Source organism: Duganella sp. S19_KUP01_CR8 (genome assembly GCF_036688705.1).
Taxonomy (GTDB): domain Bacteria; phylum Pseudomonadota; class Gammaproteobacteria; order Burkholderiales; family Burkholderiaceae_D; genus Rugamonas.
In genome coordinates this window covers 18,237-34,729 of sequence record NZ_JAQQPR010000003.1, presented here as the reverse complement: position 1 = coordinate 34,729, position 16,493 = coordinate 18,237, and the positions used below count along the sequence as shown (strand labels likewise).

Here is a 16,493-nt window from a genome sequence, read left to right as displayed (position 1 = left end):
CTGGTCGAAGTGGTCAACGGGGACCCAGTGCGCCGATGGTCCTCTGACCCAGCGATGCGGGAAATTTCTAAATGCGTTTACGGACACGGCGTGTTGATGAAAGGATCTCCCGATGTGTGCCCAGTCCCGCCGGAACTTCTGATGCCGTCTCAAGCTCCCGGGTGCTTTACTTCACCAAGCCCAACAGGGCGCTGCGATTATGATGTTAAGTAAGATGTTATCGACATTTTTTTTCCGAACTCGGCCGAGTTCGGCCAGAAGCCGACGGTGGTGGCTATGAGCAATGAGGTATTAAATTGATTAACTTGGACAGGTTGGAAGAACTGGCGACTGATATGTCGATACCCCCTGATGTGCGGCGCATCAGCTCAGCATTGGCCGCTGCGATTACTGATTGGCCGACTTATAATTTGGTCTCAGTCGAGCCTTTCCTGCTGGAGTTAAAACAGGATTTCGGTGAGCTCTCGAAGGTCAACCTCTGCCGCAAGATGAAAGCCCTTTCAGTGCACGCGGATGCTTGGAAGCTCACCTCGCTATCCGAGTTATTAGAAGCATGGGATGGTACTGATGAACAGGTCCAGCTCGACGAGTTGGTTCAACGGATTGCGGTGTATCGGCAGTAGTCGGCCAGATGCGGACCTTGACGCAGAATATTTCAACGTGTAATTAATATATGAATAATTCGCAAAATTTCCCAGGATGGAGTTCACCTCGGCGGCTCTCAGAGCTTAGCGAGTTCTATGAGGCTGTAAAAGCGAACCCCACATCGGTCGACGATGCGGAATTTATCCGGAAGATTACTGGAACTTTTTGGCCTACAAACTGCTCGGCTTTTGTCGAGCAATCATTTGCGATTATTGCGCCGGGATGCTCGATGCGCCCACACCTGGTACGGCAGCTCATCGCTCATCCAATTGAAGCGATGATTGCAGGCGGACTGTTAGATGAGAACGATGTTATCGCGCAAGGACTAGCATATGCCAATAACGTACAACCTTATGTCGAGCCTACGCCCGATGGTAGGCGATGGCTGTTGGAGCAGTGGCCAAGGCTTGAGGATGTTGCGGTCGAAGTATATCGTCAGAAGTACCATGAGTCTTTAAATTGAAGATGCATGCGGCTGACGGCCAGAAGCGACACTGATAGAAAACTAGAAAAAGAGAGGGATTGATTTGATCTCGTTATTGTTCGCATTTGCAGCCGGGTACGCACTAGGTATGTTCGTCACCGGAAAATGGCGTCCTTTCGTGCTTTGCTTACCCGTAAGCGCATTGGTCTATTTAGTCACTAAAGTTGTTCTGACAGTCTTCACGTCTGAAGGAATCCAGCTTCCCGACCTCATGATGTTTGTTATCGTAAGTTTGATGCAGACTCCATTTTTGATGTTCGGGACATACTGGGCTCGACGCAAGCAAAAGCGCAATGGTTATGAAGCATGACCGGACCGATTCCGGCCACAAGCAATGGGATGGACTCCTCCTCACCTGTCGGCGTCTGAGCGCCTAAACTGGAGTTTCGACACAACCAGTTGAGAGAAGGAGTCCACCATGAAGATTATCCGCGTCGGCGTCGATCTCGCCAAGAGCGTCTTTCAAGTGCACGGGGTTGATCGTTGCGAAAAGGTTGTATGGCGCAAGAAGCTGTGCCGGGCAGAATGGCTGCCGGCATTACTGGAGAAAACAGAACCTGGCTGCGAGATTGGCATGGAAGCTTGCGGGGGCGCGCATCATTGGGCTCGGCAATTGCAAAAACGCGGCTTCACGGTGAAGCTTATCGCGCCGCAGTTCGTCAAGCCGTACGTGAAAAGCAACAAGAACGACGCAAACGATGCGGAGGCGATTTGCGAGGCGATGAGCCGGCCGAGTATGCGTTTCGTTGCGGTCAAATCAGTCGAACAGCAGGACCTGCAGGCGATACACCGGATCAGAGCGGAGCTCGTAAGTCAGCGCTCCGCCAAGGGCAACCAGATCCGGGGGCTGTGCAGCGAGTATGGCCTTGTGGCGCCAAGGGAAATGATTCAATTGCGGGCAGCCATTCCATTGTGGCTGGAGAACATGGAGAACGGATTGACGCAACGTTTCCGTCGCATGCTGCGCGGCTTATGGCTTGATCTGCTGAACCTGGAACTGCGAGTCAAGGAACTGAATCAGGAAATAGAAATCGCGGCATCGACTGATCCGGTCGCCACGCGGTTGCAACAGCTGCGCGGCGTCGGGCCGATCATCGCCACAGCGATTGTGGCCAACGTCGGCGACGCGAAGCAGTTCAGCAGTGGTAGGCAGATGGCGGCGTCGCTGGGGCTGACGCCAAGGCAGAATAGCTCAGGCGGTAAGGAGCGATTGCTGGGCATTACGAAACGTGGCGATGCACAACTGCGAACGTTGTTGATTCACGGGGCACGTTCAGTATTACGAACGGCGGCCAGCAAGAATGATCGGATGAGTCGCTGGGTGACGCACATCGCCGAGACGCGGCACCATAACATCGCGGCGGTCGCACTGGCCAACAAGACGGCGCGCATCGCCTGGGCGATGATGACCAAGGGCACTGATTACGAGCCCGGAGCAGTAGCAACTGCAGTTTAAACAGTAGAGTCGTTAGTACGTAAAAAGGAGCATTCAACCACGATTGCGAAACATGCCGATGATGGCCAACAGGTCGAACCGGCGCTGGCAGAACCCGAGAATGTCTGTGGCCTTTAAGCCCGTACAAGCGATAGGGAGCCGGCGCGCGAATAGCCCATTATGGTCCTTGCCCGATGACGGGCAAAGCAGTTAGAGACCGAATATACGTGAGCAGTCGTACCTAAAAGTCAAAGACGGAATGTTTGCAAACGAGGAGGAGTCCATATACGGTCGTCAGCGCCTGTTCCGGAAGTGTTTGGAAAGTGAATATGAATGAGAATGATATGGCACAGGCGCTTCAAGAATTCGTGGGCGCGTTCGAGGTGGTCTTCCGATATGACTGGGACTATACAAAGGCCATGATTGGTGATGAAAGCGATGGAGCAAACTTCATCGAGCCTCAGCTTGACGATGAGACTGAAGACTGGGGCGCGCGTGGGGCCCTTCTGGAGAAATACAGAAAGCTGATGACTGTGATGAAAGCGAACTCCCTAGAACCAAAGTTCCCGTTTCCGCTGGAGCACCTGCCGTCCTTTAAAGCCAGAGTGTGGTAGTGGCAGGCGAATTCAGAAGAGAGACCCAAACCGGCCAGGACCGGACAAATTCACTGGACTTTTTCTTTCGCCATTTTTTGAATCACCAAGCTCATGTCTAACCAAACGCTAATCGCTCGTATTGAAGCAAGTCTTGCACTACTTCAGGCACATCAAGGCGATTCGCGGGCACTTGCCGAATCGATTCGAGGAAACGGCAAAGCACTTGAAGGCATGCCATACCCTCTGATTAAAGAAATGGAGGATTTGGCTATGGACCTCGATATCGCTCAGTGGCACGATGAAGATGGGTTTGCTCCGGAGATTGGGCCAATTCTGGTCCGAGTTCAAAGCTGGCTGGCGAAATTACCCCGCGATGTCTAATCCCGGTCAGCAGCTGTCTTTCCACCTAACGCACACAAATCTATCACCGGCTAATCTGCTTATGAATCAACCGAGCATCGATGAATTGCCAGAACTCTGGGAGCGTGATGGATCACTTCGTGACGTCTATCTCGTCGGTATCGACTTTGACGGATGGGAACGGTTCATTCGATACGCGTCTGCACACCAACTTACTTATAAAGCTGATGGCGAAGGCGCAGTCTTCCCAGGGTTGGGCGAAGCGTTTCGACGCGTTGACACTAGCCATTGCCTTTCGATCTGGATCGGTGATGTATCTGTAAATTGCCATTTCTTCCAAGCTGACGAAATTGAGCTCGACGTTGATCCGGGCGAAATCATTGCAGAGGCCGAACATATGGCGCTATTGGAGTTTGTTGCAGGGGCATCGAATGCTGTTGGTGTCAGCGCGACCATTACCCCAGAAGGCTCCCAGGGCGCGCCATTTTTGACGTTTGACATACAGGAACAGACCTGGAAAATCCACAGGTAAGTGCAAGCGGCCGAAGCAGACCCATTCCTTGAATAGAGTGCTCAATTGCCCATGAATTTAATTCTTGAAAAGACTGACCAGGTTCGCTTCTTTACAGACATGAAGGAAGTATTTGCGGCAGCGGAAATCGCACCTCAGGATTACGATTGGTACGTCAGCGACATCGAAACCAACTTCACGCCCGAAGGATTTGACGTAGGCGACCAATGGATTCGAGGTGAAGAACTGGCGTCTCTCATCCACAAGCAGGAAATTCAATTCATTTGGGCCGTGTTTAGCGCTGTTCCTAAAGGAACTCGCCCTACAGTATCGGAGCCGCCATACGTCGACGGGAACCCAGATTATTGGGACGGTAAAGACCCCGCACCTCAATTAGAAGGTGCACTATTTGAAATCGCTTGCTGGGACAGTAGTGCGACAATACTTATCAATCTTCCGGAACGCGCACAGCGTGCGTTTATAGCTAAATACTCGGACACACAGCCTCTCACTAAAGCGGCGCGAGTGTAGGCTGTTAAAGCGAACTTCCGTAACGGGGCGGAAACGGACGTTTCTTTTGATGTAAGATGCGATGGCGATTCGGAGCTACTACATATTATTTAGCCACTACAGGCTAGTGATTTACCAGCTTGTAGTTTGTGCCGTCATAGACATCGCTAGTCAGCTGACCATCATGCTTTCTAACTCGCACGTTAAAGAGGCGCGGCCCTGTTTCTGGAGTGCCTCCACAGTTTTTCGTGTGACGTTCGCGCCCTACAATTTCAAAGTATAACGGTTTCTCGATTATGTCGGCCAAGCCGCATTCATCGTTCAGCGTCGTTAGGTGGTATTTGTGTATGGCATCGATGGCAAGTTTGATTGCTTCATCTTTGGTCTTTATTTGACCGGCGAGCGCCAACGTCGATGCAAGAAACAGCAGGGCAGGCAAGCATCGAAATAGTTTCATGATGTTGTCTAATGATTTGGATCGGTAGCATATTCACGCCTGGCGATAGCCTCGGCGAATCTTATGTGCAGGCCGACAAAATGGGCGACGTGAGCAGGCTGCTGCTTGGTCCGATGTTTGTGCGCATGCGTTTGCGCAAGCGCGTGTCCGTGTTTTGACATGAGCGATCTCCGATCCGGCCGAAGTGGCCAGATTTAGCATCGCATCAATTTCAGCGTTTATCGTTGAATTCGCTCAGTAGTTATGTGGGGCGGCGAAATCACTTTGTTTCAAATAAAAAAAGCGCATGGCCGTTGCCGGCACATGCGCTCTTCATGGCTGCGGCACAGTGGCCGCACCGGGATCAGCTCGTTTTCTTGCGGCGGGCTGCATAGCCTAGCAAGCCCAAGCCGCCCAGCAACATGCCGTAGGTTGCCGGCTCAGGCACGGCTTCCAGTGGTGTAACGTTCAGGCTGCCGCCGTAGGCGCCTCCGCTGGTGCCGTCAACGCTGCCGGTGATTTCCAGATAGTACTGCCCCTGGCTCAGGTTGTTCGCATGGAACCTGAAGTAGTTCGGCAGCAGTTGCGAGGCGCTGAGGGACGACAGAATCACGATATTGTTATTGATATCGATAGTGAAGTTCACCAGTTTTACCGATGCCAGCGTCAGCGATTGAGTCGAGGTGAAATCCGACGAGACCGAGCCTCCCGTCTCGAACGGTGAACCGACGCCGAATCCAATGATGTCGTCGAAGGTGCCGTGCTGGTCGCTGTTGATGAAATTATTGCCAAAACTTATAGTGAAGCCGCCGAACGGGTCGCTGATCTGTTGACTGAATGGCGAACCGATGACGTTTGCGCCAATGGCGGAGTGCGCCATCAGTCCGGAGCAGGCAAGCAACGCGGAAAATATAACTGCCTTGTTGAAGACTTTCATACTTGTTCCAGTCATAAGTGAGGGCCGCAGGGAGGTGCATCTTGTTGTCGATATTTCATCAAAAAGAATAGCACAATAAGTCCTGCCGGAATTGTCTATTTGACTGTATTGTTCCTATTTGGCCACCAGCGTGAAGCGCAGTTCCAGTTGGTCTTGCACGGCCAACGCACCGGCCATCACCGAAAACGGCGTGATGCCGAAATCACTTTGTTTCAGATTCACGCTGCCGGTGACGGTCATGACGCCGGCCGTCTCGCGGATCTCCGCAGGGATCGCCATGATGCGCGTGACGCCGTGCAGCGTGATCGCCACCTGCAGCGGCTGGCCGGTGGCGCCGCGCTCGGCGTGCACAGTGACCAGCGGATAGCGCTCCGCGTCCAGCACCCTGGTCAGCATATTGTTCCGGGTGCCGTCGATAGCGTCGGCGGAGGGCTGCTTTTCAAGGCCGGCGGCGATGCGCAGTTCGGCTTCATCAACCGTGAGCTGGTCGAGACGGAACTGGAAATCGGCGCGGTTCTGCGTTGGCGATACGGTGCCGCTGACGTGGCGGCTGGCGACCAGGTGATCGTGGCCCAGCCGCGCCAACAAGCCGCCGCGCCGTACAGTGACGGCGATCAGCGATTGGGCGCTGTCGATGGTTAGCGCGCTCGCAGCCTGCGGCGGATACACGATAGGGGCGGCAGGAGCCGCCGGCGCAACGGCCGGCGGCGGGTTGCCGGGCATTTGCGTGCAAGCGACCATGCTCACGCACAGCATGCTGATTTTTAGATAATTATATAATTTTTTCATTCCGCACCATGGTCATTTGGCCGTCATATTGCCCGATTATGATGCGTCTCGCTGGTCCCAGCGTGCTCCAGTTGGTCTCGTGCCCAAGCCGGTGCGGGAATTCACAAAGCATGACTCAGCAGGCTGGCCGGTGGCCTGAAACACCGGCACCATCACAGCGATTCGACTTCATTCCCGCCTCGATTCCCACCTTAATCAATCCCTAAGCCTATGCCGGCCGATAGCTGGCAAAGTAACACCTGTAGCGCGAGGTTTAAGCCCCGCGCCCGGCTGCCGGACTCCATCAAGCCCGGCACAAATTCCGCCCAGGCGGCACCATCGCCGCCGGGCAAACAGACATCCCCACGCTTTCGAGCGTTTTCGTAACCAGCATCATCTCACGATGACGCTGGTTTTTTTTTGCCTGTTAGCCGTGCTTGGCCAGCCAGCTGTCGATTTCCGGCAGGCGGGTGGTGCGCAGCTTCACGCGGTACTGGATCGAGGCGATGGCGGTCTTGGTGTCGCCCTGTGCTTCGGCCGACAGGTACTGCTTGGCGTAGGCGCGCAGCTTGTCTATCATCGCCAGGTCGGCAGAACGTCCGCCCAGACCCGGGAAGTAGCGGCTGCGCGAACTGCCATCGACCTTTTTCTCCAGCTGGGTGTAGTGGCTGATGGCGAAATCGTAGGCCATGTCCGGGTGATGACCGGCCACGTGGTTCAGGATAGCCGCGCCTTCGGTAGCGCCGCCTTCGTCGGTCAGCGCCAGGTCCAGCGCGCGCTGCGCCAACGCCTTGTCCTTGGTGGTGCCCAGCAGGTCATACAGCTCGCTCTTGATCATGGATGATTTCTCTTCCTGGGCTGCGGCGTGCAGCTGGTCCCAGGTCGCTGCATCGGCATTGGTGGCGATCACGCCCAGGATAGGGCGGCGCAGCGCGGCCGGCATCGCATCCTTGTCGGTGGCCGAGGCGGCATAACGGCGGCGCGCTTCCGCCACCACGCCTTCGTCGCCGACTGCGCCCAGCACGTGGATCAGCGTCTCGCGCAGGTTGGCGACCGGCGCTGCTTCATCCGCAGCCTTGGTCCAGCCTATGCGCGCCAGCACCGGCGCCAGGCGCTTGCGCGCGTAGCGGTCCAGCGCCGCTTGCTGTTCCGGCTTGCCTTCGTAGCTGTCGTGCAGCGCGACCAGCGAATCGGCGATCTGGTCCCACACTTGCGGCGCGGCGTCCACCGGTGCCTTGCTGGCCAGGTCCAGGAAGCTGGAGGCCGGCATCAAGCCCGCCATCCCCAGCGACCAGCTGTCCGACAGCAGGCCCAGTTGATCGATGGTGGCCAGGCTGGCGAAGCTGTCGGTCAGCGCGGCAAACGCCTTCGGCGCGTACAGTGTGCGGTAGTAGCCGCTCTGGCCCGCATTGACCAGCACCGTGCCGCAGCCCGGCAGCGTCATGCCGGCCTTGCCGTTGACGATGGCGCGCACCGGAGCGCCGCCGACGGTCTGGGCGATCACCGGCACGCGCCAGCTCAGTGGCTTCTTGTTGGTCTGGTCTTTGCTGAACTCACCCTGCGTCAGCGCGATGGTGGTCTGGCCGTTTTTGCAGACGGCATCGGCCACGCGTATCATCGGCACGCCCGGCTTGAGCGTGAAGTCGTGCGCGATCGCGGTCACCGGCTTGTGCGCGGCCTTTTCCACTTCGCGCCACAGGTCGTCGGACACCGTGTTGCTATAAGCATGCTTGGCCATGTAGCTGCGCACGCCGGCGCGCCAGGCGTCGTCGCCCACGTAGTTTTCCAGCATGCGGATGACCGACTCGCCTTTTTGATAGGTGATGCTGTCGAAGGCCTGGCTGGCCTGTTCCACGGTGCTGATGTGCTGCACCACCGGGTGGGTGGTGGCCAGCGCATCGCGGTTCATGGCCTGCTCGCGGGTGCCGATGGCGCGCAGCTCCCATTTCCATTCAGGATGCAGGCGGGTGGTGGTCCGTGATTCCATCCACGAGGCGAAGCCTTCGTTCAGCCACAGGTCGTCCCACCAGGCCATCGTCACCAGGTCGCCGAACCACTGGTGCGCCATTTCGTGCGCGGCCACCAGGAACGAGGTTTCCTTGTCCGACTGCGTGGCGACGCGCGGATCGAGCAGGATCGCGGATTCGAAGGTGAAGATCGCGCCCCAGTTTTCCATCGCGCTGAAGAACTGGCTGCGGCCCGGCGCGGCGATGTTGTCCAGCTTGGGCAGCGGGTACTTCACGCCGAAGTAGTCGTTGTATTCCTTCAGCACGGCGACCGACGAATCGAGCGCGAACTGGGCCTGGCCTATCGATCCCTTTTGCGTGACGACGCCCAACTCGGTACCGCCTTCGACCGCGGTGGCGCGTTCGAACTCGCCCAGGCCGAAGAACAGCAGGTAGGTCGACATCTTTGGCGAGGTGGCGAAGCGCACCAGGTCGCGGCCGTCGGCCAGCTTGCTGGTGGAGGTGATCGGCATGTTCGACACGGCCATCTGGCCGGCCGGCACGGTCGCTTCCAGCGCGAAGGTGGCTTTGTAGAACGGCTCGTCCCACGACGGGATCACGCGGCGTGCTTCGGAGTTTTCAAACTGGGTGTACAGGGCGCGCTTCTTGTCGCCGCCGTTCTGATAGTCCAGCGAGAACATGCCGGTTGCCTGGGTGCCGATCACGCCGGTGTAGTCCAGCTTGAGCTGGTAGCTGCCCACTGCCAGCGGCTGGGCGAACTCGAAGGTGGCGGTCTGCTTGTCGTTGTCGACGCTGATCTTGCTGGCGGCCAGCGCCGGCTTGCCGGGACCGGCGCTGATCGCGGCGGTGCTGAATTTCAGGTCGGCGGCGTTGAGGGTGATGCTATTGCTGGCTTGTTTGATGTCGAGCGCGATGGTGACGCTGGCGCTGAAGCTGCTGTTGACGGCGTCCGGCGTCAGCGATACCGCGTAGTGGGTCGGCACGGCGTTGCGGGGAAGCTGCGTGGTGATCTTGTTGACGGCGTTGGCGGCCTTGGCGGCCGGCGCGGCGGCCACGGTCAGTGGAGCGAGGCCGGAAGTAAGGCCGAGCAGCGCCATCACGGCGAGCGAAATCAGACTACGTTGCATGCAAAATCCTTCAGTTGGGTGAGCCGACAGGCGTACGATATAAACCGTTATTGGCTTCGTGGGCCAACGAGCAATCTAAGGCCAACTGGTTACAATGTCAATCTACCCACCACGTGAAGAGGAATTGGATATGAAGTTCTATACGTCGCCGCGCACGCCCAATCCGCGCCGGGTTGCCATGTTCATGGCTGAGAAGGGCCTGACCGGTATCGAGCAGGTGTCGATCGACCTGGCTGGCGGCGCCCACCGCAGTGCCGAGTACCTGGAAAAGAATCCGTTTGGCCGGTTGCCGGCGCTGGAGCTGGACGACGGCCGCATCCTGTGCGAAACCCGCGCCATCTGCACCTGGCTGGAAGGTTTTGCGCCGGAGCCTAACCTGATGGGGGACGGTTTCGATGAGCGCGCCTTTATCGAGATGACCGACCGTCGCGTTGAGCTGCACCTGTTCATGGGTATCGCCAACTGCGTGCGCCATACGCATCCTGGCCTGGCGATGCTGGAGCAGCCGCAGTTCGCCGACTTCGGCGCATCGCAAGGGGAGAAGATGCGCGAGACGGCGCGTTGGCTGGATGGCGTGTTGGCCACGCAGCCGTTCGTGGCCGGGCAGCGCTTCACCATTGCCGATATCACTGCGTTCTGCGCGCTGGAGTTCGGACGCGGCTTGATGAAGTTCCGGCCGGGCGCGGAAGGCATGGAGCATTTACAGGCCTGGCGCGACCGCATTGCGGAGCGCCCTAGCGCTTCGGCGCCGTACTAGAAGTTGGCGCGTCATTCCCGCGCAGGCGGGAATCCATGCTGAGCTGAGACGCCCGCTGCGTATGGATTCCCGCTTTCGCGGGAATGACAGACGTCAGGCCACCCGCTTGTACCACGGCTGTTGTGGGAACACCGGCTTATAATGGACGGCCATCGGGTCGTCCAGTTCCAGCGGACGGTCCAGCACCAGCAAGCCGGATTGCGCCAGGCTGTCGTCGAACAGTCGCAGCACGCGCTGGCGCAGCGCCGGGCCGAAGTCGGGCAGGGTGCGCCGCCCAAATATCATCTGGAATTCATTGAACGAGGCGTCCGTCACCAGGTTGTACTGCGCCCAGGTGATGCGGCTGCGCAGTTGCGGTAGCAGAGCAGCGTGCAGCCCGTCGCCGCTGACTTCGAAATAATCGAGCAGCTTGCCCAAGCCACCGCTGCGCACGTAGTTCGCCTGCAGCTCGCCCAAGCGCGCCATCGGCAGGCTTGCCGCCTGCGCTTCCGCCAGCAACGCGTCGCTGGAGACGGTGGCGTAGATTTCGGTGCGTGCGCCCAGTTGTTCCTGCTCCAGCAGAATGGCCAGCGTCCACGCCTGTTGGGCGCCGGCGCAATCGGCCAGCCACACGCGCGGCAGCGCGGCGCCGTGCAGGCATACGCCTAGCGACATCCGCAGCAGCGACACTTCCGACGCATCGTCAAACATCGACGCCGGTTCCACTGACAGTTCACGCAGCAGAGCGTTCCAGGCATGTGGATCGTGCAGCACGCGCGCTTGCAGTTCCGAGATGGTGGCCAGCGACAGCTGCTTCATCGCCGCCTGCACGCGGCGCGTGACGACGTCGCGCTGGTAGCCGCGATAGTCGTAGCCGTAGACCTGGAACGCGGCCTCCAGCAGTAGCTCCAGCTCCAGCTCCTCGACCGTGGACGGCGAGTGGCGGCGCGGACCATCCGCAGGGCCGGCGACCGGCTTGGGCGGCGTCATGCTGGCCGTGCTGGCCGTACCGCCCGAGTCGGCGGGCCGCAACGCCGCCCGCAGCGTCGCCAATAACGAGTTCATCACCGCCATCAGTGCAGCCACACCCGCATCAGCGACAGCAGTTGCGCCACGTCCACCGGCTTGGTGATGTAGTCCGACGCGCCGGCCGCGATACATTTATCGCGGTCGCCCTTCATCGCTTTCGCCGTCAGCGTAATGATCGGCAGCGACTTGAATTTGGGGATGCGGCGGATGGCGCGCATGGTGTCGTAGCCGTCCATCTCCGGCATCATGATGTCCATCAGGACGATCTCGATGGTCGGATCCTTTTCCAGCACCTCGATGCCATCGCGGCCATTTTCGGCGAACGACACCTGCATCTGCTGGCGCTCCAGCAGCGACGACAGCGCGAAGATGTTGCGCAGGTCATCGTCGACGATCAGCACCTTGCGGCCGGCCAGGCCGCCGTCGGCCGCGTGGATCTCTTCCAGCATGCGGCGCTGAGCTTCCGGCAGGCTGGCCTGCGAGCGGTGCAGGAACAGCGCTGTTTCATCCAGCAGGCGCTCCGGCGAGCGGGCGTCCTTGATGACGATGGTCTTGGCGTAGCGCTTCAGCTTTGCCACTTCCTTGCGGTTCAACTCCTTGGCGGTGTTGATCACGATCGGCAGGTCGCGCAGCGATTCGTCCTTGCCGATGATGTCTAGCAGGTCGAAGCCGCTGATGTCGGGCAGCGTCAGGTCCAGCACCATGCAGTCGAAGCGCGCTTCGCGCAGCGCGTCCAGTGCCGCCTGGCCGGTGTCGACGGCGACGATGTGCAGGTCGGCGTCGCCGATCAGGGCGACGATGGCGTCGCGTTGCATTTGTTCGTCGTCCACCACCAGCAGGCTGCGTTTACCACCCAGCAGGAACTTCTGGATGCGCGTGAACTCTTCCTGCAAGGCGGCCTTGCTGACCGGCTTGTTCAGGTAGGAGATCGCACCCAGGCGCAGCGCCCGTTCGCGCTCGCGCAGGCTGGACATCACATGCACCGGAATGTGGCGCGTGCTTGGATCGCGTTTCAGGCGGTCCAGCACCGTGAAGCCGTCGATGTCCGGCAGGTCGAGATCGAGCAGGATGGCGGATGGCAGATAGTCGCGCGCCAGGCTCAAGGCCGAATCGCCTTGCAGCGTCACGATGCCCTTGAAGTTCTTCTCGCGCGCGAAGTCCAGCACGATCTTGGAGAAGCGCTCGTCGTCCTCGATGATCAGCACCGACGGATCGCCCGGCGCCACCAGGCCCCGGTCGTCGCTGCTGCCATATTGCTCCATGTCGGCCTCGATGTCGGTGATGGCGCTCAGGCTGTCGTGCTCCGGTTGCGACAGTTCGCTGTAGTGCGGCGCGGTGTAGACCACCTGCGGGGCCGGTGTCGGCAGGCGCACCTGCGGCTGGCGACCCATGTCGTAGTTGATGAAGCCGGCCCGGTTATACGGCAGGAACAGCGTGAAGGTGGAACCGTTGCCGACCGCCGATTCGACGCGGATCTCGCCGCCCAGCAGGCGCGCCAGCTCGCGCGAGATCGACAGGCCCAGGCCCGTGCCGCCGTATTTGCGGGCGGTGGAGCCGTCGGCCTGCTGGAACGCTTCGAAGATCAGTTGCAGCTTGTCGGCGGCGATGCCGACGCCGGTGTCGCAGACGGCAAAGGACAGCACCGCGTCGGCGTGCAGCAGGTTGGGGTGGTCGCTGGAGAAGCCGCTGTTCACCAGGCTAATGGCCAGCGATACCTGGCCGTGCGTGGTGAACTTGAACGCGTTCGACAGCAGGTTTTTCAGCACCTGCTGCAGGCGCGTGGTGTCGGTCATCATCGCGGTCGGCAGGTTTTCCTTCAGCTCCACCGAGAAGCCCAGATGCTTGGCCTCGGCCATGTGGCGGAAGGTGCGGTCGACGTAGTTGCGCAGGTTCTGGAAGCGATATTCGGACACGTCCAGCGTCACGGTACCGGATTCGATCTTCGACAGATCCAGGATGTCGTTAATCAGCGTGAGCAAGTCGGAGCCGGAGCCGTGGATGGTCTTGGCGAATTCCACCTGCTTGCCGGACAGGTTGCCGTCCGGGTTGTCGCCCAGCTGCTGCGCCAGGATCAGCAGCGAATTCAGAGGCGTACGCAGCTCGTGCGACATATTCGCCAGGAACTCGGACTTGTACTTGGAGGACAGCGCCAGCTGGGTGGCTTTCTCTTCCAGCGCCAGCTTGGCTTGCTCCACCTCGCGGTTCTTGCGTTCCACCTCGATGTTCTGCTCGGACAGCAGGCGGGCTTTTTCGGCCAGTTCCTGGTTGGTCTGTTGCAGTTCCTGCGCCAGCGATTGCGACTGCGTCAGCAGCGATTCGGTACGGCTGTTCGCCTCGATGGTGTTCAGCACCACGCCGATCGATTCCATCAGCTGGTCGAGGAAGGACAGGTGGGTTTCGGTGAAGCGGTCCAGCGAGGCGATCTCGATCACCGCCTTGACCTGCTGCTCGAACAGAATCGGCAGCACGACGATGTTGGTCGGCGGCGCCGCGCCCAGGCCGGACGAAACGACGATGTAATCGCGCGGCACGTCGGTCAGCCAGATGCGCACCTTCTCCACCGCGCACTGGCCCACCAGGCCTTCGCCCGGCAGGAAGGAGGTCGGCAGCTTGCGACTGGAGCGGTAGCCGTAGCTGGCGATCATGCGCAGGCGGGCGTCGGATTCCTGCGAATCCATCATGTAGAACACGCCGTGGTGCGCCGACACCAACGGCGCCAGCTCGGACAGAATCAGCTTGGTCACGGCCTGCAAGTCGCGCTGGCCTTGCAGCAGTCGCGTGAAACGCGCCAGGTTGGTCTTCAGCCAATCCTGCTGCGCGTTCTTCAGCGTGGTGTCCTTCAGGTTGCGGATCATCTCGTTGATGTTGTCCTTCAGGTAGGACACCTCGCCGCGCGCTTCCACCTGAATGGAGCGGGACAAGTCGCCGCGCGTCACGGCGGTCGCCACCTCGGCGATCGCTCGCACCTGGTTGGTCAGGTTTGCCGCCAGCTGGTTGACGTTCTCGGTCAAGTCTTTCCATGTGCCGGCCACGCCGGAGACGTTGGCCTGGCCGCCCAGCTTACCCTCGGTACCCACCTCGCGCGCCACTCGCGTCACCTCGGATGCGAAGGAGGACAATTGGTCCACCATCACGTTGATGGTGTCTTTCAGTTCCAGGATCTCGCCCTTCACGTCCACGGTGATCTTCTTCGACAAGTCGCCGCGCGCCACGGCGGTGGTCACCGCCGCGATGTTACGCACCTGGCCCGTCAAGTTGGACGCCATGAAGTTCACGTTATCGGTCAAGTCCTTCCATGTACCGCCGACGCCCGGCACGTATGCCTGGCCGCCCAGCTTACCCTCGGTGCCCACCTCGCGCGCCACCCGCGTCACCTCGGATGCGAAGGAGGACAGTTGGTCCACCATCACGTTGATGGTGTTTTTCAGTTCGAGAATCTCGCCCTTGACGTCCACCGTGATCTTCTTCGACAGGTCGCCGTTGGCCACGGCGGTGGTCACGTCGGCGATGTTGCGCACCTGGCCGGTCAGGTTACCCGCCATCGAGTTCACGCCGTCGGTCAAGTCCTTCCATGTGCCGGCCACGCCGGGCACGTTGGCCTGGCCGCCCAGCTTACCCTCGGTACCCACCTCGCGCGCCACCCGCGTCACCTCGGATGCGAAGGAGTTCAGTTGATCCACCATCACGTTGATGGTGTTTTTCAGTTCGAGAATCTCGCCCTTCACGTCCACGGTGATCTTCTTCGACAAGTCGCCGTTGGCCACGGCGGTGGTCACGTCGGCGATGTTACGAACCTGGCCCGTCAGGTTACCCGCCATCGAGTTCACCGAGTCGGTCAAGTCCTTCCATGTACCGGCCACGCCTTTCACCTGCGCCTGGCCGCCCAGCTTACCCTCGGTACCCACTTCTCGCGCCACCCGCGTCACCTCGGATGCGAAGGAGGACAGTTGGTCCACCATCACGTTGATGGTGTTTTTCAGTTCGAGAATCTCGCCCTTCACGTCCACCGTGATCTTCTTGGACAAGTCGCCGTTCGCCACGGCGGTGGTCACCGCCGCGATGTTACGCACCTGGCCCGTCAAGTTGGACGCCATGAAGTTCACGTTGTCGGTCAAGTCTTTCCATGTGCCGCCGACGCCCGGCACGTAGGCCTGGCCGCCCAGCTTACCCTCGGTACCTACTTCTCGCGCCACCCGCGTCACTTCCGACGCGAAGGAACGCAGCTGGTCCACCATCACGTTGATGGTGTCCTTCAGTTGCAGGATCTCGCCGCGCACGTCCACCGTGATTTTCTTGGACAAGTCGCCGTTCGCCACCGCGGTGGTCACCTCGGCGATGTTACGCACCTGGGAGGTCAGGTTACCCGCCATCGAGTTCACCGAGTCGGTCAAGTCCTTCCATGTGCCGGCCACGCCTTTCACCTGCGCCTGGCCGCCCAGCTTACCCTCGGTACCCACCTCGCGCGCCACCCGCGTCACCTCGGAGGAGAACGACGACAGCTGTTCCACCATCGTGTTGGCGGTGGTTGCCGCGCGCAGGTACTGGCCTTTCAGCGGCACGCCGTCGACCTCCAGCGCCATGGTCTGCGACAGGTCGCCCTTCGCCACGGCGCCGATCACGCGCGCCATCTCGGTGGTCGGGCGCACCAGATCGTCGATCAGCGCGTTGACAGCGCTGACAATGGTGGCCCAGCCGCCGGACATATTGGGAACCTGCGCGCGCTGCGTCAGCCGGCCTTCGCGGCCCACCACACGGCTCACGTCCGTCACCACCTGCACCATTTTTTCCTTGGTCTCGATGATTTCGTTCAGGGTGTCGGCGATCTTGCCCGCCATGCCGGTCCAGTCGGACGGCATGCGCGCCGTGAAATCGCCTTTTTTCAGCGCCATCAGGGTCGACAGCAGTCGCTTGGCGTCGATCTGCTCGCCCATGTCGGTCATATCGTTCATCGG

Annotated in this window: 14 protein-coding genes; 8 read left to right on the top strand and 6 right to left on the bottom strand. The window is 59.7% G+C overall.

From position 1 onward, the window contains the following. The first annotated feature begins 335 nt into the window (after window positions 1–335). The 7 genes from V6M89_RS03825 to V6M89_RS03795 all read left to right on the top strand — a co-directional run bounded on the left by V6M89_RS03825 (window position 336) and on the right by V6M89_RS03795 (window position 4,562). Window positions 336–623, top strand: coding sequence for a hypothetical protein (locus V6M89_RS03825; RefSeq protein ID WP_332851926.1), 288 nt, complete (start codon window positions 336–338; stop codon window positions 621–623). A 50-nt stretch (window positions 624–673) separates the two neighbouring features. Beyond that, the gene (locus tag V6M89_RS03820) at window positions 674–1,108 is read left to right on the top strand and encodes a hypothetical protein (protein ID WP_332851925.1); all 435 of its coding nucleotides are present in this window, start codon (window positions 674–676) and stop codon (window positions 1,106–1,108) included. Window positions 1,109–1,547: 439 nt separating this feature from the next. Next, window positions 1,548–2,585: an IS110 family transposase gene (locus V6M89_RS03815; protein ID WP_332851924.1), complete on the top strand. Its 1,038-nt coding sequence runs from the start codon at window positions 1,548–1,550 to the stop codon at window positions 2,583–2,585. A gap of 308 nt (window positions 2,586–2,893) precedes the next feature. Next, on the top strand, window positions 2,894–3,178 hold the full coding sequence (locus tag V6M89_RS03810; protein WP_332851923.1) for a hypothetical protein: 285 nt from the start codon (window positions 2,894–2,896) through the stop codon (window positions 3,176–3,178). Window positions 3,179–3,271: 93 nt separating this feature from the next. Beyond that, complete coding sequence (locus tag V6M89_RS03805) at window positions 3,272–3,541, top strand: hypothetical protein (protein ID WP_332851922.1); 270 nt, start codon at window positions 3,272–3,274, stop codon at window positions 3,539–3,541. Window positions 3,542–3,602: 61 nt separating this feature from the next. After that, window positions 3,603–4,052: a hypothetical protein gene (locus V6M89_RS03800; RefSeq protein ID WP_332851921.1), complete on the top strand. Its 450-nt coding sequence runs from the start codon at window positions 3,603–3,605 to the stop codon at window positions 4,050–4,052. A gap of 51 nt (window positions 4,053–4,103) precedes the next feature. Further along, window positions 4,104–4,562: a hypothetical protein gene (locus tag V6M89_RS03795; RefSeq protein WP_332851920.1), complete on the top strand. Its 459-nt coding sequence runs from the start codon at window positions 4,104–4,106 to the stop codon at window positions 4,560–4,562. 103 nt (window positions 4,563–4,665) lie between these two features. On the opposite strand, the gene V6M89_RS03790 is transcribed toward V6M89_RS03795, so the two are convergent. From V6M89_RS03790 to V6M89_RS03775, 4 genes are all read right to left on the bottom strand, one after another. Then, window positions 4,666–4,998 carry a hypothetical protein gene (locus V6M89_RS03790; RefSeq protein ID WP_332851919.1) on the bottom strand — a complete coding sequence of 111 codons (333 nt, stop codon included), beginning with the start codon at window positions 4,996–4,998 and terminating at the stop codon, window positions 4,666–4,668. 343 nt (window positions 4,999–5,341) lie between these two features. Next, the gene (locus V6M89_RS03785) at window positions 5,342–5,914 is read right to left on the bottom strand and encodes an FxDxF family PEP-CTERM protein (protein ID WP_332851918.1); all 573 of its coding nucleotides are present in this window, start codon (window positions 5,912–5,914) and stop codon (window positions 5,342–5,344) included. Window positions 5,915–6,028: 114 nt separating this feature from the next. Continuing rightward, on the bottom strand, window positions 6,029–6,703 hold the full coding sequence (locus tag V6M89_RS03780; protein WP_332851917.1) for a YceI family protein: 675 nt from the start codon (window positions 6,701–6,703) through the stop codon (window positions 6,029–6,031). A 406-nt stretch (window positions 6,704–7,109) separates the two neighbouring features. Next, window positions 7,110–9,776, bottom strand: a complete 2,667-nt coding sequence (locus V6M89_RS03775) for a M1 family metallopeptidase (protein WP_332851916.1) — start codon at window positions 9,774–9,776, stop codon at window positions 7,110–7,112. Window positions 9,777–9,906: 130 nt separating this feature from the next. On the opposite strand from V6M89_RS03775, the gene V6M89_RS03770 reads away from it, so the two are divergent. Continuing rightward, a complete protein-coding gene (locus tag V6M89_RS03770) occupies window positions 9,907–10,533 on the top strand; it encodes a glutathione S-transferase family protein (RefSeq protein WP_332851915.1) in 627 nt (208 codons plus the stop codon). 93 nt (window positions 10,534–10,626) lie between these two features. On the opposite strand, the gene V6M89_RS03765 is transcribed toward V6M89_RS03770, so the two are convergent. Together V6M89_RS03765 and V6M89_RS03760 are read right to left on the bottom strand one after the other, a co-directional pair. Continuing rightward, window positions 10,627–11,577 carry a CheR family methyltransferase gene (locus V6M89_RS03765; RefSeq protein ID WP_332851914.1) on the bottom strand — a complete coding sequence of 317 codons (951 nt, stop codon included), beginning with the start codon at window positions 11,575–11,577 and terminating at the stop codon, window positions 10,627–10,629. A gap of 8 nt (window positions 11,578–11,585) precedes the next feature. Continuing rightward, window positions 11,586–16,490 (bottom strand): hybrid sensor histidine kinase/response regulator, encoded by a 4,905-nt coding sequence (locus V6M89_RS03760; RefSeq protein ID WP_332851913.1) that lies wholly within the window; start codon window positions 16,488–16,490, stop codon window positions 11,586–11,588. Between the last annotated feature and the right edge of the window lie 3 nt (window positions 16,491–16,493).